The organism is Mucilaginibacter rubeus, from assembly GCF_014643835.1.
Lineage (GTDB): Bacteria > Bacteroidota > Bacteroidia > Sphingobacteriales > Sphingobacteriaceae > Mucilaginibacter > Mucilaginibacter rubeus.
The window spans coordinates 127,221-147,100 of sequence record NZ_BMKD01000009.1 but is presented as its reverse complement, the minus strand read 5'-3'; the positions used below and the strand labels follow the sequence as shown (position 1 = coordinate 147,100).

Genomic DNA, 19,880 nt, shown 5'->3' with positions numbered 1-19,880 from the left:
AGGGGTATTTGGCGAGCCGCCACTATTGCTATCGATGCACAGGTTATAAAATGGCTTTTTAACTATTTCCTTTGCTAAGTACTCGGATCGTTACAGGTTTTAAGAAAACGGTGTTCCCTGATACTCCTTTTTTATTAAATTTCAACATAAGTTCAATATGATTATAATCAACGGAAGGGTGTAATTCAAATTTAGGCTCGTAATAAATAGGGATCAGTATGGCAATATTTTTATAATCTTTAATTTTCACCAAATCAGTTAGAGCTGATTTGAAGTCTTGATTGTTAATATTTTTAACAAATGTATCTGTAAAAACACTGTCTGCGCTATCTGAAAATCGAATATCCACTATTTGACCAATTTTATTGATTTCTACTTTAAGAATGGTAAAAGTTGCCCTTTCACTCTTCTTCCAATAAACCGGATTATAATACGTATTGTAAATTGCGTTTGAGATTTTTCTTGTAATATTGTCAGTATCCGATTGAAGATCGGATTCTCTGCTGTTTGGCTTATTTGCCTTTAAATGGGCCAAAGCATTGCTCCTCATAAATAAGGAAAGGGCTAAAATGAGCATTAAATTATAAATAGCTGTTTTCATAATGGTGTTGTTTTTATTAATGACATCTTGTACCGAGTGAACCTACCGAATACGCTAAATTGATAGCTGTAAAATTTCCGGACAATTGAATATCATTTTCAATTTTAGTTTGAAATGTATTTGTTAATTGCAATCCACCTAACGAGAGGTTTTTGGCATCGGATTCACTTAAATTCGGGAACATAGTTCTAAGAGAAGAGGCCATTTGTGACACATAATTTATAACCATAGTTTCATGTTCCTCATCGGCAACAATTCCTTTCGAATCCATATAAGCATGTAATGCCTCATGCATGATTACCCGAGCTACATATTCTTGGGAATAATTTGGTAACAAATTCACGTTAAGCTGTATGTGGGCATCAAGAGATCCGTTAGCCACTCCGTTATTTGGTAGTGTCTTGCCATCAGCGTAATTTGGTAGAGTATTAACATCTTCAAAATCAAGATTTATGCTTGTAGATCCTCCAAATACATTCCTAATTAGACTGTTAATTTGAGTGCTCATTCCCGAAATTATTGTAGCATCTACCATCTTCTTCAAACAAGGATTCGTAACGTTATTGGTAATAATCGTTGTTACCGGGGGCAAATTAACCACTGGCGGCGGCGGGCAAGGAATAGGATCTGCCGGAGGCGGAAAGCCGCCATCATCGGGCGGGGCGGCCTGTTGGGTTTGCAGGCTGTTAACTTTAACCGTTTTTACGGCATCATTAATATAAGGTATATTACATTGCGGTGTATTTGGCGAGCCGCCGCTGCTCCCGCCACCACCTCCGCCTATGCTGCCGCCTCCTCCGCCGTTGCCGGTTCCATCATCAACAGTTGTAGTAGTGCAATAGGTGGCCAGCACCGTAGTGGCTACCAATTGGCCGTTGTAATAAGTTTTTTGTATAAAATCCTGGCAGGTTTTTACGGTGATCAGCGCGTTTGTTTTTATGTTTTGCACGGTTGCCCCGTTACCGGCTTCGGTGGTTTGGCCGGGGGGCAGATAGCCGGATATTGCGCCGTTTTTATAAAACCAGCCGTTTACATATTTACCCTGCGGCGTACTATATATCACAATACCTGTAAAGTTGGCATCGTGTTTATTATAACTGTTCAGCTTAAGCTTATCGGGATTGTTTTTTACATAGGCCGAGTCGGCTATAATGGTCATGACATAAGCACTGTATTTATCAAACTTATTCAGCAATAAAAACCAACTTCGGCTGTATTTATTATTGTAAATAAGGCCTGTGTTGTTTGATAAATCAAAATTAAGCTGAGCATCTTCGTTGATAGGTGCTTCTATTACATCATCGTCGTATCTGGTGTAGTTTTTTGATCGGCCCCAGTCCGGGCTTACCAACCGGCTTAAATCAGGATTGTTCGTTGTTGAAAGTACACTTGTTTTGGAAACCAGTGGATAAACACTTTCGTACCAGTTTTTTGCCCTTAATATAACTGGGCTGGCAAGATCGGCGTTTTTGTTGGTGTGGTTTTCCTTCTTACAGCTATAAACAACAATTATCGAACAGATGGCGAGAAATGAAAATAAAAGGCTTTTTGTTTTTAAATTATACCTGGTAATTAACCGTTTCATTTGTGTATTGGGTTTGGTTAATTAAATATCAAAATAATATTTCAAATAATTAAAATATAAGTTGTAAAAATTTAATACAGATACCCGCATATTTTTTTACTGTATATAGCAGCGCGGTAATCCTGATTAGTAAATGCTGTATAATTATCATTTATTTGCATTACAAAAACAAATACGTATGTCATTACAACCAGGCCAGCCGGCTCCCCAATTCATCTTAATTTCATCGGCCTTAAAAAGCGTTTCGTTAGCCGATTTTAAAGGCCGTAAAGTGGTTATTCACTTTTTTCCTTTAGCTTTTACAGGCGTTTGTACCACGCAGCTTTGCACCATGCGCGATAGCTTTGGATACTATGATGGTTTAAACGCTACTATATTGGGCATTTCTGTTGATTCGCCTTTTACTTTAGCTAAGTTTAAAGAAGAGAACAATTACCAGTTCGATCTTCTTTCTGATTTTAACAAAGAAGTATCTACGGCTTATGGTGCTATTTATGATCAGTTTGTGATGGGGCTTAAGGGTGTTTCAAAGCGTGCCGCCTTTGTAATTGACGAAGAGCAGAATATCATTTATGCGGAGGTGCTTGAAGATGCCGGCCAACTGCCAAATTTTGAGGCTATTGCCGAAATTGTAAAATAATTTGAATAAAAGTTTGCAGCGAAAGTTTAAAAATCTATCTTTGCATTCCATTTCGGAAAGCACTCGTAGCTCAATTGGATAGAGCATCTGACTACGGATCAGAAGGTTAGGGGTTCGACTCCCTTCGAGTGCACAACAAAGCACTGCAGCCCGGGATTTTTCCTTCGCAGTTGCAAATTAACTGTAAGCCTTTCTGTTGTATTACCGAAAGGCTTTTAATTTATCAAGAGCATGCTAAATCTGGTTTTGTTTGGCCCTCCCGGAGCCGGGAAAGGTACTCAGTCGAAAAAACTTATTGAGAAATACGATTTGATCCACCTTTCAACCGGAGATTTGTTACGTGGCGAGATTACACAAGGTACAGCGTTGGGCTTAGAAGCTAAAAAACTGATGGATGAAGGAAAGCTTGTTCCGGATGCCGTGGTTATTGGCATGATCAGCAATAAGCTTGATGCTAATAAAGACGCCAAAGGTTTTATTTTTGATGGTTTCCCGCGTACAGTTGCTCAGGCAGAAGCTTTGGATCAGTTACTGGAATCAAAGCAATCGGCAATTTCGGGTATGATTGCCCTTGAAGTTGGCGATGATGAGCTGGAGCGTCGCTTGTTAGAGCGTGGTAAGGAATCTGGAAGACCAGATGATGCCAATCCCGAGGTGATCCGCAAGCGTATTAAAGAGTATAATGATAAAACCGCTCCTGTAGCTGGTTTTTATCAAAATCAAAATAAATTTAAAAGCATTAACGGCGTAGGTTCGGTGGATGAAATCTTCGATGCTATTGTTAATGTAATTGAAGAGTATAAAAAATAGTCGTTCGGAAGTCTTTAGTCCGGAAGTCAGTAAAGTCCGCAGGTTAGGAAGATTAAAATTCTTAACTTTCGGACTTTATTGACTTTCGGACTTTCCGTCTAAATCAAAAATTATGTCGCAGGGTTCAAATTTTGTTGATTATGTGAAGATCTGTTGCCGCTCAGGCCACGGAGGTGCTGGTTCTGCCCATTTGCATCGTGATATATTAACATCAAAAGGTGGTCCTGATGGTGGCGACGGTGGCAGGGGAGGCCATGTTATTGTAAAAGGTAACGCTCAACTGTGGACAATGCTGCACCTTAAATACCGTAAACATGTAATTGCTGGTGATGGCGATTCGGGCGGCAGCTCATTGCGTACCGGTAAAACCGGTCGCGACGAAATATTGGAAGTGCCCCTTGGTACAACCGTGAAAAATGCTGAAACCGGCGAAGTACTTTTTGAAATAACCAAAGATGGTGAAACCAAGATCCTTACTCCCGGTGGTCGCGGTGGTTTGGGTAACTGGCATTTTAAAACATCAACCCAACAAACCCCCCGCTTTGCCCAACCCGGCGAAGATGGCCGTGAGGACTGGAATATCCTCGAACTAAAAGTGCTGGCTGATGTTGGTTTGGTAGGTTTCCCTAACGCAGGTAAATCCACCCTGCTTTCGGTGGTATCGGCTGCCAAGCCCGAAATTGCCGATTACGCTTTTACCACACTGGTGCCTAATTTAGGTATCGTATCATACCGTGGCGGCCGTTCATTTGTAATGGCCGATATTCCTGGCATTATTGAAGGCGCATCACAGGGCAAAGGTTTAGGATTTAGGTTTTTGAGGCATATTGAGCGCAATTCAGTATTGCTGTTTATGGTGCCTGCCGATACATCGCGCAGTATAAAAGAAGAATACAGCATCCTGCTGCATGAGCTGGAAGAATATAATCCAGAACTGATGCACAAGCCTCGTGTATTGGCCATAACCAAAACCGACATGCTCGACGATGAACTGCAGGCTGAAATGAAAAAGGAGATCCCTGATGGGATCCCCTCTATATTTATATCATCTGTAGCCCAGAAAAATATCGATCAGCTAAAAGACCTGCTTTGGAAAGAGATCAACTCCAGCGTTATTTAGCCTCCCACAAAATGTAGTCATTACTAAGCATCGTCATTTTAAAGCCGGTATAGCCAGGAAAACATTTGCGCATGATAGTTGACTTTGGACCGATGTAATCGGCGGGCAAAACTATGTACAGTGGTCCGGCGTGCCCATTATATACGTAGTCATCGTAATCGATAGCCACTTCAGCGCCAATGGTTTCAACGGTTATAGTGCGGTTGCGTTCAATTTCCAGGCTCAGATCAGGGCTGTTAAATACAAAAATGGCGTTGTTGTTTTGCTTATCCAGGTTGTGGATATAGTTTAGCGATGGCTGATCGATAAATAACTGTGCTATCCCCGAATATCCCCTTGCGCCGATATTTTTATTTTGAAAGTAGCTTGGCACAAAGTATTTGTAGCTGGAGTAAGCTATTACAAAACATATAAAATAAAACAGGTATTTATAACCAGTTTGCAATCTGCTTACCAGGTAAATGATGCCGGGTGCAGCAATGAGCCCGATGAGTCTCAAATGCCTTGCTTCATATGAAATATTGGCTTGTCTCAAAAATGATTGTCCGAAAAACAACACCGATACCACATAAAAAACCACCAGTAGCAGCGCATAATTTTTGTGAGGCGCCTTTTTTGCAATAAACCAAATTAATAAAATGCTTAATACTGCACAGATCAGCACGATGATCACCCCCCAAAAGTAAGTAAACATGGGAGGGTCATCATGAAACAAAAGGCCGTTTGTAAGGTCATCTACCGAAAAAGCGGTTAATATTGGCGAGGCCAAAGGAAAGCCAAAAGTTTCCCAAACCAGCTTTATGCCCCCGGTTATCGATGAGGGGTTAGCACCTTTTGAAAGATAAAAATGATAGATCATAAATAAGGATAATACCGCAGGGACTCCTATCCATATGCCATTTTTTATCCAGCGAATGATGTCTTTTGTTCCCATTGAAAACCTAAGCCATAAAAAAAGGCAAGTGGCAGCATACATCCATAAAAATGACGATTTGCAAATGAAGCCTAATATTCCACCTATAAAGAGGAATACGGCCAGTTTCCAGTTAGTTTTTTCAATGGCTATGCACCCGTATAAAAACCAGCCGGTGTAACCAAAAAGTAGTACTTCGCCTCCGTTATAAAATACATAGGGCGTAAAAAAGGATAACTGAATTACGATGAACAGTACGCTTAAAGCCGAGATCATTGGCGTAAAGCCCGCTTTTTTAAAGAAGTAATAAAAGCCGAAAATGCCCGATAACGAAAATAGCAGGGTTACTATTGAAGAAGCGCGACCGGTGTTGACGCTGAAAATAAGTTTAAAGAAATAGGGCACTAGGTATTGCCCCGGCGACCACCAGGCGAGGAATTCTGACGTGTTTTTGCTGATATCATTTTGATCTGGTTTAACCATGACATTAAATGCTGAACCCTGTTCCATTGAACGCATTACCTGGAAACCCTTGCTGGGGTCGGGGTAAATGGCGGCTGGGGCTATGATCAGCATAATACCCATAATGAAAACAATCCCGCTAATAACCAATAAAATGATTTGGTGGGTTTGTAGTTTCTGTTTCAGCATATAATTATTTTAAGCAGATGATGTTTAAGTTTTAACTGATTTCCCGTTCCCTGATCTTTACCGCCGGGTTGCCCTGATAGATGCCGTACGCGTCCATGTTTTTTGTAGCGATAGAACCACTGGTCAATACCGCGTGCGATGCTACCGTCACGCCCGGATTTACCATAGCCCCGGCGCAGATCCACACGCCGTCTTCCAAAATTATGCCTTTGGTTATCAAATCAAAGGATGTTTTTTGGTAATTGTGGCTGCCCGTTAACAGCACAGCCCCCTGCGACAGGCAAACATGCGCGCCGATATGGATGGGCACTAAACTATCTATCCATACATTTTCACCTATCCAGCTTTCATCGCCGATATGCAGATTCCATGGATATTTGATGTTTACACAGGGCTTAACAGTTACATTTTTACCGATCCTGGCACTAAATAGCTTCAGTAAAAATACTTTGAACGCGCTTGAGGGTATAATGCTTGTTTTAAAGAATATGGCATTACAGTAGTACCACAAAATGCGTTTTAAAACATTGCCGCCCGGATGATAAGGATAATTATTATAAGTTGAAAGGTCAGTTCTGAACATCAGCGCCGGTAAGCTTATCATTACGTTTAATCCAAATATACAGGCTAAACGCTATAATAATGTAAAGAAGTATATTAAAAATGGTATGGTGATCAACTATCCGGTTTGCCTTTTTCGACCAGAAGATGGCCAGTAAAACAAAACGAATCACGTTTAAAAATTCGATAACAAAGATCCCAGAAAACAGGAACACCAATTTTGAGCGCAACGGAGATGGATAGGCCAGTACAAAGGCGGAAAAAAAGCTGATCAATCCTAAACCCAGGCAGCTGTAAACTATGGCCAGTGTCCCTTTACCTGCAACCAGTAACTCGGAATTATTATCAATGGCAGCATAACCAAGCCACTTCAGGATCATGACACTACAATCCAATAAAACCTGTCTCAAAGCCGCAATATAATTCAGGTGTTCGGCTAAGAAAGCGTTATAATTCCCGCCGGAATTAGTAATACCGAAAAAGAAAATGTTAAAGCTATAAAATATGGCAAACAGCAATACAAACAGCAGCATGAACCGTATCGCCGGGTTATTTAAAAAAGCAGGTTGTTTCATTGTTTTTTGCTCTCCTTTCGTAACTCATAAATTTTAGCATCAATCAAAAACCTGAACCAAAAACCTTGTAAAAAATGAAATACCAGCCCGGTTTTTCCATCTAAAAAACCCAATTTTATAAAGTATCTTATAGTAAAGTAAATTACAGGCCTTACGAATAAAGGAAACGACTCATATCGTTTTTTCATATACCGGCGGCGCTCCATCGGGTTACCAAATAACCGTGGATGTACCAGCTTACCATTATCGTCAATAACCGGGACGTTTTGCTGCTCAACAAGGTATTGCGCCTCCAGCGTTGCCCAATGATTATGCCGGGCAATGAAACTTGTAAGCGAATCGGTTATTACATCGATGATATCAGTTTTAAGTACCTGCGTTTTACCGGTAACTTTAAAATGCTGATCATACAATTTTTCTTCGCAATGCCCGAAGCCGCGCCTGAACAGGTTGGCGTGGTATGTTGGATAGTGGCCGCCATGTTTGATCCATTTGCCCATAAATAGGGTACGCCTGCTGATCAGGAAGCCATTTGTTTCAGCATCTATGGACTTGGAGAAAATATCGTTAAGCTGGGCGGCAAGCTCTGGTGTTACCCGGTGATCAGCATCCAGGTTAAGTATCCAGGTACCTGTTAAAGGCAGGTTATTCAAAGCCCAGTTACGCTGGGTTGCATAATTTTCAAACGGATGGCTGAAGACGTTTTGCGTGTACCTTTGGCAAATAGCCAGTGTGGTATCCTTTGAACCTGAATCAACAATATAGATATTGGCTTTTAGCACCGCCGCGCTTCGCAGGCAGTCGCCAATGTTCTTTTCCTCGTTAAAAGTTAAGATAATAATATCCAGGCTCTCGCTCACTTAAGTTTGGCTTTAATGATCATGCTCATCCAAAAATAGGGAAACCTGCCGCAGCCCCTGAATGCTGTTACCTCAAACCCATGTTCGTTGAGGATTTGTGTCAGCGTTTTAACCGACCAAAATTTGATATGCCCGCCCTGCCACAAAGGGCTGATATGATTATCCCATTTATTTAAAATACTCAAAAACAGGTTTTTTAAATAACCATGATAAGGCGTTGAAATGATGAGCTCACCTTTTGATTCGCTTAAAACATCCCGGCAAAGGCGTATAAATGCGTAGGGGTCGTACAAGTGCTCAATAACCTCAGTTGATATAATGGTGTTAAACTGTATAGCTCTTAAGGGCTCCGGTAACCCTTCAACCGAAAGATCATGAACGAAAAACCTGCCGGGATTTATTTTATCGGCAATAGCAATGCCTGGTTTGGATGCATCGATACCATAAGCGTTAAATCCCCTTGCCAATAAATAATTTACCAGGTGACCGTTGCCGCAGCCAAGGTCGAGAATGCTGGTGTTGTTATCCTCATTTAATAACGACATAAGTGGTTTCTCGAGCTCCTTAAATACATGGCAGGGGCTTGCATCGGGATAATCGTAATCTTTATAAGCGCTCATGCGGTGGTTATTGTGGATCCATATTTTTATATTTTTTAATTAAGGCAGCTCTTTCAAAATCATATCGATCGTTTGCGTAATTCAAATCTCTTTTAAAATTTTAGAATTTAACAATGCCTTATGAATTAGCAGCATGCTGATATAGCTCCAGAAGATGGTATTGAACAAGAATTCAAAACTGATGCCGCGCCACATGATCTGAAACAGGCCCGAAAATATAAGTGCTGTGCCTAATATATATCCCCCAAAAAGTTTTTCGGCTTTAACGGCTATTAGTTGTGCAAGGGCGCCGTAAGCGAAAAGGAAAATAAAGATCCCCCAATCACCTCCTGAAAGATACGCATCAACGATGTAGGCAGGTTTGGCTGATACGGAAGAGTTACGGTTAACCACTCCGGCATCATAAACGCGCTGCATGATCATGGCTTCGGTAATTGGTTTAGAGGGCCAGAAAATCCGCGGCACCAACGCAATAGCCGATTGTTTAACAATATCCAATCCATAAAAATCCACATTTTTAGGTGTCGACTGCACAAAACGGGTAAACATATCGATTTCACTTAAGCGATATACTAAAAAATCCCAGTTAGTTTCGTCAACATCGCTGTTATCGCTATTTAGCGCTGCGTCAAGAGCCAGTTGTGAGGCTTCTCCGCTATCGGCATCTCCATTCCATGCATTGGCCCGGAAAATATGGTTATATGTTGGTAAAACCGTAAATAATAAAACAATGATAGGGACAAAGGCGATGGTTACTAATTTTTTATAGGTAGGATACAGGAAGATCCCTAAAACCAGCACGCTAATAATAATAGGCTCTTTAAATCCCGATGTAAGCGCCTGGTAAAAATTAAAGGCATATAGTAAAAGGCAGATGAGCGTATTGGCCCCTTTTTTTAGTGGTATGGCAAAGGCCAGCGCCAATGTACCGGCAATAAAGCTCAATGAGCTAAACTGGTAATAAAATTGGGAAAGGCCTGGTATCTTAAGAAATAACAGCGAAAGCGGAAAACTGATAATTGCCGACATCATGAGCAGATTTGCCAGCCTTTCGGTTTCGATATAGTATTTTTTAGTTACAGGATAGTTCATGAAAATAAGTATACCCATCACAAATGAAGCATGCCCAAGGCAGTAATAACGCTGGCATTGGGCAATTAAGCCCAGGGCATCTTTATCATTTAACGTATGAATAAATACGTGCTTGAAATTTTCATAGCCGAGGGTATTCATAAAATAAAAGATGGATGTACTGCACATGTACCCCGCAAAAATTATCTGGATGATAAATAAGGGCCTCATCAACTGTTCGGCCATAGGGCGGTCGTTGGGGATTGGACGTACCCAGCCGGTAAGTGTTATGATGAATATAAAAAATGAGCCACCCCATGCAATAAAATAGGATAACACACTATCACTTTTACATGCCAGTGCCAGCAGCCATGGTATAAACAACACAATATATCGTTCTATCGATTTGCTTTGCTGCATTTATTAATTATTTTATTGATAAAATGCCTTTTAGCCATTAGTCCGAAGTAATAAGTTATAAGTAAAAAAGGTCAGAAACCAAACTTGTGAGTTAAGATTTATTACTATTGACTTAACACTAATTGTTCTATCGCTTCAACCTGTTTGACAAAGCTCCAACCTTCAATAATTTCCCTGGACTGTTGCCCCATCGTAAATAAAGCGGTTTTATCATAGAGTAGCAATGTTTTTAGCTTGCTTTTTAGATCAATCCCGTCGGTCGCGTTAAAGATCAGTCCGTTTTCATAATCCTTGACCAAATCGGTGCCCGCGCCTACTTTGTTTGATATCAATATGGCCTTGCCACAGGCCATAGCCTCGTTTATGGCCAGCCCCCAGGTTTCACCGGGCCCTTTTGAAGGGAGGCAAAAAATGTCACATGCCTGATAAACCACTGGCATATAAAGCTGGTTTTGGAAATCAATAAAGTGGATGTTTTTATGCCAGCTTGCTTTATTTTTCAATTCTACCTCCAAAATACCATTTCCTGCAAACAGCAGATGGGTGCCCGGCTGTGTTATGTCGATAAATGCTTCAAGCAGCGACAGCGGGTTTTTCTTATGCTCAAACTTGCCTGCAAAAAGCAGGAGTTTTTCATCATCAGCTATTCCTAACTGTTTGCGAAGGGTAAGGGCTTCATTGGTCCTGTCTTCGGCAAAGCGATCATTATCTACAGTATGCGGTGCAAAAAATAACTGCGTCTCTTTTAAACCGCATTTTTTAAAATAAGCCTTATTGTTTGACCCGGCATATAGTGCATAATCAATATGGCGGTAAATCCGCTTTAAAAACTGGCTTCGCAATACGGATTTGATACCGCCTTTATCATCAAGTAAAGTTGAATCGCCCCGGAAAATAACAGGTACCCTGCCTTTAAAATATTTGAGGATTTTGAGATGGCTTTTGTAAAACCAGCCGTACACCATAATAACATCGGGCTGCCAGTTATTTATTTGACTGATAAGGTCAGGATTATCAATCCCTTTTGAATGGTGCGAGCCGGGATCGGCCGAAATGTTTTTTACCCACTCATAAGGATAACCCTCAAGGAGCGGAAGGTTCCAAGTGATAGTTTTACCAAAGCCTGGATCAAATTTTTGCAAACCGCCTTCGCCCCAGGTATAAAATACCATGACGTTTATTTTTTGCCTTTCATACAGGAGCTTAAATACCGGTGTATAATACTGTATGGGGTGAGTGATAACTATGGCCAAATTTTTCATTCAGATAGTCTCGCCCATTATATTAAAACTTTTTGCATTTTGAAGGCGATGGTTTATCAATTCAATGTCTCTGCAGTAAATAGTATTGTATGCACCAAAGGTATCTAACCCGGTTAAAACGCGTTTAAAAGGATCATAGGCAACAGCCCTAAAACCTTTTGACAGTAACAACTTGTGAATATCCTGATCGCTAAAACCGTACCTGCCGCCGCTGCCGTTAAGCTCAATGATAATGGCCTTCAGCAGGGGCGAATCAAGGGTAGATCTCATTCCTTTAAGCACTTCGGTCTCAAATCCTTCCACGTCTATCTTGATAAGAGCGGGTTTGTATGTTTCCAATAATGAATCAATAGTGATTATAGGTACGATAACAGTGTTTTTGCCTTTCTCATCTTTAGTAATAACATGGTTTCCGGTATCTTCATCAGCCGAAAATCTGATCTCGCCCGCTGTTGCGCCGGCGCCGGCATTAATGAGCTTTACTTCGTCCTGCAAATAATTAAGCTCGATATTGCTGTTTAAAATATCAAAAGTTGCTTTAACAGGTTCAAGTGTAACACTATTAGCTTTGGCTATGCCGGAAGCCAACAGTGTATATGAACCTACATTCGCGCCAATGTCAAAAAAGATATCGTCCCGCTTTAAAAAATGAAGCAGAAAGGCCATATCATTAAATTCATGTAACCCCGTGTATATATTACCGGTAATACCGCTCAATCCCCTGGTTGCATAAAACTTAACATCACCAACAAAAGGTTTTATAATGAACTTCGCCCTTGAAAGCCTTGACTGTACCTGCCACCAGGCAAACCGCCATAAGGCTTTTGCCGGATGTTTTTTTCCCAAAGGATGTTTTAAAATAAAGCCGACAGTTCGTTTAATGGCGTTCATAAATAATTCTATCAAATAACCGGCACTGCGCCAGTGTCATTTCATGTGCCGAATATTTTTCGATGGCTTCAGCATTATATTCAACAGTCTGGAAATTACCCTTAATTAATTGCTCAAAAAATATAAATAGGTTTTCGGAGGTAACGTCATCATAGTTGTAAACATGTTCTACACCATACTGCTGCATAATAGGTATAGCAGAGCTTGCGGCATTAAATACGGCCAAAACAGGCCTTTTTGTGAGCAGGTATGGAAATATTTTTGAAGCTGTGTATTTAGGATCATCTGACCCAGGGATAAAAAGCGCGTCGGCCTGCTGCAGTGTGAGCAAAGCTTGATAGTAGCTGATACGGTCGGTAATTTCAACAATACGTTCTTCCACATTATATTGTTTTGCCAGGGGAAGTATAGTGGTTATCCCCTGTCCGGCAGGGGCATAACTGGTACCTATGAAGTAGAGTTTGATTTTTTCAAACTGCTCTTTATTGGTATTCAAACCGGTCCTTAATGCATCGAACACCGGGCTAATGGCCTTGTGAAGATCCTTCCCGCCGCGGCCGATATATACCACATTGATAAAGCCATCGTCAAGCAACCCTGCAAAAAGCTTTTGGTTAGTTTTAGCTATTTGCAGGTCGGGTTCAAATGCTCCGAAGGTTATAATAGCGGCAGGAAGCTTTTGAATTACCGGATAACGTAATTTGAGCTCATCAATGTAACCGGCAGATACACTGATAAGCCCGTACGCATTTTTTATGGCGATGGGCTCCAGGTATTTATTTAAATGGTAAACGAACCAATATTTTGGCGGCCGCTCGCTTTTAGGTTTGTTGATATAATAATCGGAATGCCAGGGATCCTGCATATCAATGACGTAGGGAACCCCAAATCGCTTTTTCCAGTATGCACCCAACGTACAAACCGGGAACTGTGTGGTTGAGAAATAAATAAGATCAAATTTGTTGTCCTTCAGCAGGCGGTTAACCGTTTTGCAGTAATGCCATAACGAGCGGATGGCAATACTGCCCAAACCAACTTTTGAAGTGAGTGCCTTGCGGAATGCTTTCACTTTGTGAACTTTAATCTCCGGAGGGAGACTTTGCAACAACAATTCGTCTTTTGCCAGGTCGGCATACTGGGCATCAATGGTCACCACTTCGGCATCCCAGCCGCAGGTTGCAAAATAAGGAAGGCTCATCCTCACACGCTGCATATCCGCGGCATTTACCGGCGGGAAGTATGGCGAAATAATGAGCAGCTTTTTATTCACTTTTTATACTTTTTGAACAAGACTTAAAAAGGTACGGCTTTCGGTTTCCCAGTTTAATGCTGTTTGGCCAAGCTGGTAGTTTTGTAAACGGGTTTGGTATAAAATATCCGGGTTTTGGAGGTAAAAGCTAATGCAATCCGTTAGTGATTGCAGGTTGCTTTTTTGGTATAGTTTTCCTGTATCCGGATATTGCTCCATAAATAAGGCTTGCGCCTGCGTATCGCTCACTATCATTGCCAGTCCACATTGTATGTAGGTAAAGATCTTATTGGTAAGGCAGATGTCCCTGTTTAAAGGAATGCCTGTTTCGGTGGCTATGCCAATATCAAACTGGCTCGCGAAATCGAAAATCTCGCCCGCTCCAATGGGCTCATGAAACCAAAGTTGATCATCACTTATTTTAAATTCTTTGGCGAGGTTCAACAATGCAGATCTGTAAGTTTCATTGCTACTGCCTAACAAGTGTAACCGAACATGGCCATTTGTAGCAGCTATCGCTTTAATTACATCTTCCAGTCCTCGTTCGGGGCCTACCGTTTGCGAAAACCAAAACAGTTTTAATGGTTCGTGAGCTTTATAATTAGGGCTGATTTGCAGCGCTGTTTTAGGAAACACGTTGTTTATTACAACAGGTTTTAAATAGCGGTATTCGCGTTGATAAAATTCTGCAATGAGCGGGCTGGCGGCAGTAAAATAATCAACATGAGGAAAGTATTTTTCCTCAATGTATTTATTGAGCTTGTAACTTTCATTGTGAGTTGATGCAAACTGTCCCGAATGCAAATCTTCCGCATCGTAACCAACTTTTACGTTGTAATGTTTTGCTGCCTGTATGGCTGCGGGCAAGGCGCCGAGGTTATGGGCGATATAAAGATCTGTTTTTATTTTTTTAGCTATAGACAACGCTTCGGTATGTGTGCGGCTGATAGCGTTTTCAGGTATATCGAAATGCCGGGTATATTTAAACAGCAGCGTACTTAACTTTTGGCGAATACGGGTTTTAAGGTAAGTTGCTTTTTGTATCACCGGATCGCCTCCGCAATAAATGTACATACCGGGATATTTGCCTGTTAAAGCTTCATCGGTTTTTTGGGCCCATTGCTGGTAAAAACAGCAGATCACTTTAACATTATAACCAAGCTTGTGCAAAGTTTCGGCTTCCTTCACGAGGCGAGGGTTAGTAGTTGGCTGGCCGGTAGTTATAAAAGTAACGTTTTTCAATCTTTACGCGTTGCCAGCTGGTATAATTCCTCGTATTGTTTGGCCAGTACACCGGCGCTAAATTTTTGTTCCGCTATCTTCCGGCAGTTGGCCCTGCTGATTGAGTCAATGCTGTTAATCGCCGTTATCATGTCGGCTTCTGTGGCGCATACAAAGCCATTTGACCCGTTAATGACTATCTCCGGTATTGCGCCGCGATTAAAACCGATAACGGGTGTACCACAGGCCAGTGCTTCGGCCATTACAATACCAAAGGGCTCATCCCAGGTTACCGGCATCAGGAAAGCTTTTGAGTTACGAAGCAAGTCATTTTTCTGAAGGTTATTGACCGGGCCTATGTACTTGATCTGCTCGCCATCAATATAGGGTTTTACCTGTTCATTAAAATATTGCTGGTGTATTGGCTCATTGGGTACATTGCCTGCTATTACCAGTTTTTGATTTGTTTTTTTTGCCGTGTGTATAGCAATAGCTGTCCCTTTTTCATGCTGGATCCGGCCTAAAAAAGCGAGGGGGGCATCATTGGGAACACCTGCATTAAAATCGTAGTCGTTTAAATCCACCCCGTTATAAATAGTAGTTACATCAGCAAACGCATTGATTTGATTGGCTATGTAATTGCTGCAAGCGGTAAATTTCAATGTGTTTTTATGAGCGATACTTACTGCCTTTTTTACCTGCGATACGGTAGGGGGCAACTGATAGGATACGATTTTTGGGATTCGGCTTAACATTAGCAACGCAATATTGCTCATGCGACCGAAGGTATGTACAATATCAAAATGCTGAAAAGCAATTTTTGATGTAAGCCGGTTAATTTTCACCAGATCTTTAACGCCATAATTTGCCGATTCATGGTAGCTAATGAGTTTACAGCCCGGCTGCGAATGTTCATTGGCATACAGGGTAATATCGTGGCCTTTTTTTTTAAGTTCCTGGATCAGCATAAAAGCAATGCGTTCGATGCCGCCGTATTGCTCGGGAGGCACCGGGATCAGCGGGTTTACTATAATGGCTATTTTCAATTTTGTGCGTGTTGCTCAGCTTCCCGGTATCTTAACCCGGTTTGTCTGAGGAGGAACTGGTAAGTGTCCGAGTGCAATGCAATGTATTGTTTGATGTAATTTAATTGACGGCCGTTGCCAAGTAGCCATTTTCCAAACAGCAGCCAGTCGGCAATGGTAAAGTATTTGTATATTCGATTGTCCTTCAGGATAAAGATATTGGCAAGGAAAAATGTAGCCGTAGGGACTGGTCTTTGCAGCCGGTGGTATGCAAGACTTTCCTTCATGGTTTTCGTTTTGTCTGGAGATGCCGTAATGAAGCTTGCCAACAGCATGACCTGTGTAGCTATCCAGCTATACCGATCGTTATCGCGCGCCGTAGCCAGGGTAACAGCAAAATTGGCTAATGGTTTACCATGAAGGTAAATCGGATGCTCAAAAGAACGCTCCCTGATCAGTTCGACTGCATTAAATAGTATAGACTGCGGCACTAAGTATGCTGATGCATGCTCCCCGCGGTACAACATAGCTCCGTTCGAGTGTAAAGCACTTATGGCCTGCCTGTGTTGTGGCCACCAAAAGTATTGAGATTGCCCGTCAGGCCAGATAGTTTTATGTGTATTTGTCCAAAGGTTACCCGGTTCTTCATGCCAAAGTACCATGTTGCACCATGAAACTTTTATGTTAGCATCGTTATCCATAACCGCCGTCATCTCTTTCAAAAAGTCGGGCTCCCACCAGTTGTCGTCTTCCAGGATACTGACGTATGGCTCATCGCAACCGGCAAAAGCGAGGTTAAAGCTAGCGACAGCTCCAAGGTTCTTAGCGTGGTTTTTCATGATAAACCGATGGTCATTTAATGACGAAATAAACGCCGCAGGGAAAGGATCCTCGGGGCAATCATTGTGCACTTCGCAGACCCAACCGGTAACAGTTTGGTTAAGCAGGCTTTTTACAGCGCGCGTCAACAGGTGGTTCCTTTTATAAGTAAATAAGTAAATGCGGCAACGCGTCATTATTGGGGTGCGTCTGATAGCAGCAATTTTAATTTTTTCACGATTTTCCAGCCGATAATTTTTTGAAGTAAGCGGGTGTAACCGCCTGCCGGAAATGTTGAAGTTGTGCCGCCAAGGTCTTTTATCTTATGTTCCGCCCCTTTAATAAGTGTTTTATGGAAGGGGTAAAAAGAGTATATAAAGTTTTGAAAACAGGAAGCGCATGCCTTTTTAACGCGGGTGCTGGGTTCAAAAGCCAGCATGTGTGAAGTACCCATATTGATGGAATCATAGGCGGATTGGGCGCCTTTTGTCGATTTTAATGACGACAAGGAGCTTTGCAGCCCGCTTCTATAATAGAGCAGCGAATTTTCGGCGAAACGAATTTCGCTGGCATTGAGCAATACCCTGATGATAAATTCAAAATCATTGATCAGGCTCAGGCGCTCATCCCACAATCCTGATTTTTCAAGCACAGCTCTCGGAATTAACCACAGAGCGCATTGCATCATGGCCTGTTTGCCATCCATGGACGATACCAGCCAGTCAATGGGGTTACAATCCTCCCTGATGAGGTCTTCATTTACTTTAAAGGAACTAATATCATCGTGATAAAAACGGCCCCAGGCGGCTGAGGCTACTACATCATCGTTATCTCCAATCCGTTTAACCTGTTCGGCAATATAACCGGGCGAGATAACATCATCGGCATCCATAAATTTAATAAGCCGGCCGCTTGAAAGACCAAAGGCCTTGTTTGCTGCAACGCACTGCCCGCTGTTTTCCTGCTGATGAACGCTGATGCGTGGATCGGTAAACTGATCAAGTACAGCGGCTGTATCATCAGTAGAGCCATCGTTAACAATGATCAGCTCCCAGCTGGTATACGATTGGTTGAGCACCGAACCAACGGCTTCTGCAATATATTTGCCTGCATTATAGACGGGCATGCAAACGGAAACTATCGGATTACTTGTCTCCACTCGGTAGTAAAATAAGGCAGTTTAGCCTTGAAGATATAATGACGAACAATATCAGACGAATTTGTTTTTTCGTTTTTATCGGCGTAAAGTATCCGGTACGGCTGGTTTAAAGGCTTCCCCTCCAGCCAGGATATAATTATTGCGTTTAATGTTTGCTCAAACATGGGGGGGTGAACATTCTGTACATTTTTCATAAGGTATGCACAGGTACGTTCAACAAAATGCCAATCTATTTTTGATGAATTGTAGGCAAGAATGCCACTGTTGATCTTTTTGCACATGGAAATGTTCAGGTCCTTGCTGATAACATCCTCTGGTAAAACGTAATAAGAAGCAGGTATGGTATCCTGCATAAAGTAGTTTTCATTATTTCTGTAAGCGTCGATCAGTTCTTTCGGCTCATTAAAAAACAGCATATCGCTATCCAACTGTATGATATAACGATTGTTGATGCGCATATCTACCAGTTTCCTGAAAAATGCATTCTCTTCGCGTAAGGCCCTTAGCAGCGGAAAATCCTTTTCAGGCAATACTTCGTCAATTTGTGTGCTCAGGTCTTTAGTGCTAATGATATTGACATTAGGGAGCGCCTTGATGATAAATCCGCTTAGTTCCGGGCTTAAAGTGCCGTCTGAATAAACATTGATGCGTACATGGCCTTTCAATAACCTGGCAAGGGAATAGGCGCAAAAAATAGTTTGGTGCCAGTATTTAGCACCTGTAAGATAACTTACCTCCAATTTATAATCCGAAGATAATGTTACCGGGGATAACTTCAGCGCTGCTTTTTTCATTTGCCGCTCGCCCCGCCGCATGCTCAGCCAACCTTTCAGCCCGAAATGACTGATATGATACCTTATAGAAAAGGTTGGTTTAAAAAAATACTTGTATGCTATTTTACCTAATGACACGGGTTATAAAAAATGTTTCCAGGCTTGTTTAAAATAACCTTCTTTTGAAAGGTCGACATAGTGATGAAGAATGCCTGTTTTGTTTTTTATCTGATCCGGGCCGGGGTTAACAATATAATCTCCGGCTTTTAAAACAGCAGCATCAGTGTCGGCTATCATCATGGCCGATAACGCCTGCTCTAAATAATAAGAAGCTCCTTCCTGCTCCTCCAGTGTTTTAACCCAGTTTTCCAGCTTGTCCCAATCAATAGCTTCGCTTTTTAATCCGATAGCCCCCACATTAAGCAACGGTTTTACAGGTGCTCCGGTCAGTTGTTCCATTAATTGCTGAGAATATCCATAAGCTTCTGTACAATCAATCATGTGCAAAGGTTGTTGCGGGGCGTAAAGCCAGGTAATTATCTCCTTGGGTTCGTGCCAAAAAAGCATGTCCGAATCCAGTACCAGTTTCCAGTCATCGCCTGGGATGGTGTGCACATCTGTTAGTTTTTTAATGTGAGGATATACTGCTCTTTTTTTATGCAGGTACGGATAACATGTTTCGGGCAATGTGTTTTGCAGGTTTTCACTGATTTGCTTCACTGTAATTACCTGTGTGCCGGGCAGCTGTTTTGCTACCCTCTCCACCAGTGCAGCATTAAAGCTGCCGTCATCAACCAATATGAATTTAAATTGCGCAGCAGTTGACTTAATTAACGATTGGATGCAATAAAGCGTTTGGTACAGGTAGTTTTTACCTGTTAAAAAGTAAATCGGCAACCCATTAGTATGTGAAACTACCGGGGGCAACTCAAGCGAACGCTGTTCCATCTCCCTACGCCCGTTCATTATGTTTCGGTAATTGAAATAGCCACCAAAACGCCTGAATTTTTGTAATTGTGAACGCGGATTGCGGTATAAAAAATTAATGACTTGT

20 protein-coding genes and 1 tRNA gene are annotated in these 19,880 nt (G+C 41.7%); 4 read left to right on the top strand and 17 right to left on the bottom strand.

The window, feature by feature from the left end; translation table 11 throughout:
• Positions 1–58: 58 nt before the first annotated feature.
• Both IEX80_RS24465 and IEX80_RS24460 read right to left on the bottom strand, forming a co-directional pair.
• On the bottom strand, positions 59–601 hold the full coding sequence (locus IEX80_RS24465) for a hypothetical protein (RefSeq protein ID WP_176625181.1): 543 nt from the start codon (positions 599–601) through the stop codon (positions 59–61).
• Positions 602–617: 16 nt separating this feature from the next.
• Positions 618–2,186 (bottom strand): hypothetical protein, encoded by a 1,569-nt coding sequence (locus IEX80_RS24460; protein ID WP_188834450.1) that lies wholly within the window; start codon positions 2,184–2,186, stop codon positions 618–620.
• Between the two features lie 178 nt (positions 2,187–2,364).
• On the opposite strand from IEX80_RS24460, the gene IEX80_RS24455 reads away from it, so the two are divergent.
• From IEX80_RS24455 to obgE, 4 genes are all read left to right on the top strand, one after another.
• Entirely contained in the window at positions 2,365–2,826 is a 462-nt protein-coding gene (locus IEX80_RS24455; protein WP_188834449.1) for a redoxin domain-containing protein, read from the top strand.
• A 59-nt stretch (positions 2,827–2,885) separates the two neighbouring features.
• Positions 2,886–2,959, top strand: a tRNA-Arg gene (locus tag IEX80_RS24450).
• Between the two features lie 98 nt (positions 2,960–3,057).
• Positions 3,058–3,636: an adenylate kinase gene (locus tag IEX80_RS24445; RefSeq protein ID WP_188834448.1), complete on the top strand. Its 579-nt coding sequence runs from the start codon at positions 3,058–3,060 to the stop codon at positions 3,634–3,636.
• Between the two features lie 112 nt (positions 3,637–3,748).
• Positions 3,749–4,756: a GTPase ObgE gene (gene obgE / locus IEX80_RS24440; RefSeq protein WP_188834447.1), complete on the top strand. Its 1,008-nt coding sequence runs from the start codon at positions 3,749–3,751 to the stop codon at positions 4,754–4,756.
• Here obgE and IEX80_RS24435 read toward each other — a convergent pair.
• The 15 genes from IEX80_RS24435 to IEX80_RS24365 form a co-directional block, all read right to left on the bottom strand.
• Complete coding sequence (locus IEX80_RS24435; protein WP_188834446.1) at positions 4,749–6,320, bottom strand: hypothetical protein; 1,572 nt, start codon at positions 6,318–6,320, stop codon at positions 4,749–4,751. The two genes, obgE and IEX80_RS24435, sit on opposite strands and share 8 nt — an antisense overlap.
• A 31-nt stretch (positions 6,321–6,351) precedes the next feature.
• Positions 6,352–6,924: a putative colanic acid biosynthesis acetyltransferase gene (locus IEX80_RS24430; protein WP_229701750.1), complete on the bottom strand. Its 573-nt coding sequence runs from the start codon at positions 6,922–6,924 to the stop codon at positions 6,352–6,354.
• A complete protein-coding gene (gene xrtY / locus IEX80_RS24425; RefSeq protein ID WP_188834445.1) occupies positions 6,890–7,456 on the bottom strand; it encodes an exosortase Y in 567 nt (188 codons plus the stop codon). Before xrtY ends, IEX80_RS24430 begins: the two co-directional genes overlap by 35 nt.
• Complete coding sequence (locus tag IEX80_RS24420; RefSeq protein ID WP_176625169.1) at positions 7,453–8,316, bottom strand: glycosyltransferase family 2 protein; 864 nt, start codon at positions 8,314–8,316, stop codon at positions 7,453–7,455. Before IEX80_RS24420 ends, xrtY begins: the two co-directional genes overlap by 4 nt.
• On the bottom strand, positions 8,313–8,936 hold the full coding sequence (locus IEX80_RS24415) for a class I SAM-dependent methyltransferase (RefSeq protein ID WP_188834444.1): 624 nt from the start codon (positions 8,934–8,936) through the stop codon (positions 8,313–8,315). The genes IEX80_RS24420 and IEX80_RS24415 overlap by 4 nt, the downstream gene beginning before the upstream one ends.
• 81 nt (positions 8,937–9,017) lie before the next feature.
• Positions 9,018–10,427: an exosortase Y-associated Wzy-like protein gene (locus IEX80_RS24410; RefSeq protein ID WP_090530036.1), complete on the bottom strand. Its 1,410-nt coding sequence runs from the start codon at positions 10,425–10,427 to the stop codon at positions 9,018–9,020.
• 104 nt (positions 10,428–10,531) lie between these two features.
• Positions 10,532–11,689: a glycosyltransferase family 4 protein gene (locus IEX80_RS24405; protein ID WP_188834443.1), complete on the bottom strand. Its 1,158-nt coding sequence runs from the start codon at positions 11,687–11,689 to the stop codon at positions 10,532–10,534.
• Positions 11,690–12,580 carry an FkbM family methyltransferase gene (locus IEX80_RS24400; protein WP_188834442.1) on the bottom strand — a complete coding sequence of 297 codons (891 nt, stop codon included), beginning with the start codon at positions 12,578–12,580 and terminating at the stop codon, positions 11,690–11,692. It abuts the gene before it with no gap.
• Entirely contained in the window at positions 12,567–13,850 is a 1,284-nt protein-coding gene (locus IEX80_RS24395; RefSeq protein ID WP_229701749.1) for a glycosyltransferase family protein, read from the bottom strand. The genes IEX80_RS24400 and IEX80_RS24395 overlap by 14 nt, the downstream gene beginning before the upstream one ends.
• 3 nt (positions 13,851–13,853) lie before the next feature.
• The gene (locus IEX80_RS24390; protein ID WP_176625159.1) at positions 13,854–15,071 is read right to left on the bottom strand and encodes a glycosyltransferase family protein; all 1,218 of its coding nucleotides are present in this window, start codon (positions 15,069–15,071) and stop codon (positions 13,854–13,856) included.
• The gene (locus IEX80_RS24385; RefSeq protein ID WP_188834441.1) at positions 15,068–16,096 is read right to left on the bottom strand and encodes a glycosyltransferase family 4 protein; all 1,029 of its coding nucleotides are present in this window, start codon (positions 16,094–16,096) and stop codon (positions 15,068–15,070) included. The genes IEX80_RS24390 and IEX80_RS24385 overlap by 4 nt, the downstream gene beginning before the upstream one ends.
• Positions 16,093–17,091: a glycosyltransferase gene (locus IEX80_RS24380; protein WP_090530021.1), complete on the bottom strand. Its 999-nt coding sequence runs from the start codon at positions 17,089–17,091 to the stop codon at positions 16,093–16,095. The genes IEX80_RS24385 and IEX80_RS24380 overlap by 4 nt, the downstream gene beginning before the upstream one ends.
• Positions 17,091–18,053 (bottom strand): glycosyltransferase family 2 protein, encoded by a 963-nt coding sequence (locus IEX80_RS24375; protein WP_229701748.1) that lies wholly within the window; start codon positions 18,051–18,053, stop codon positions 17,091–17,093. Before IEX80_RS24375 ends, IEX80_RS24380 begins: the two co-directional genes overlap by 1 nt.
• Positions 18,032–18,847, bottom strand: a complete 816-nt coding sequence (locus IEX80_RS24370) for a hypothetical protein (protein WP_188834439.1) — start codon at positions 18,845–18,847, stop codon at positions 18,032–18,034. Before IEX80_RS24370 ends, IEX80_RS24375 begins: the two co-directional genes overlap by 22 nt.
• Before the next feature lie 120 nt (positions 18,848–18,967).
• A complete protein-coding gene (locus IEX80_RS24365) occupies positions 18,968–19,792 on the bottom strand; it encodes a glycosyl transferase (RefSeq protein ID WP_188834438.1) in 825 nt (274 codons plus the stop codon).
• Positions 19,793–19,880: the final 88 nt, after the last annotated feature.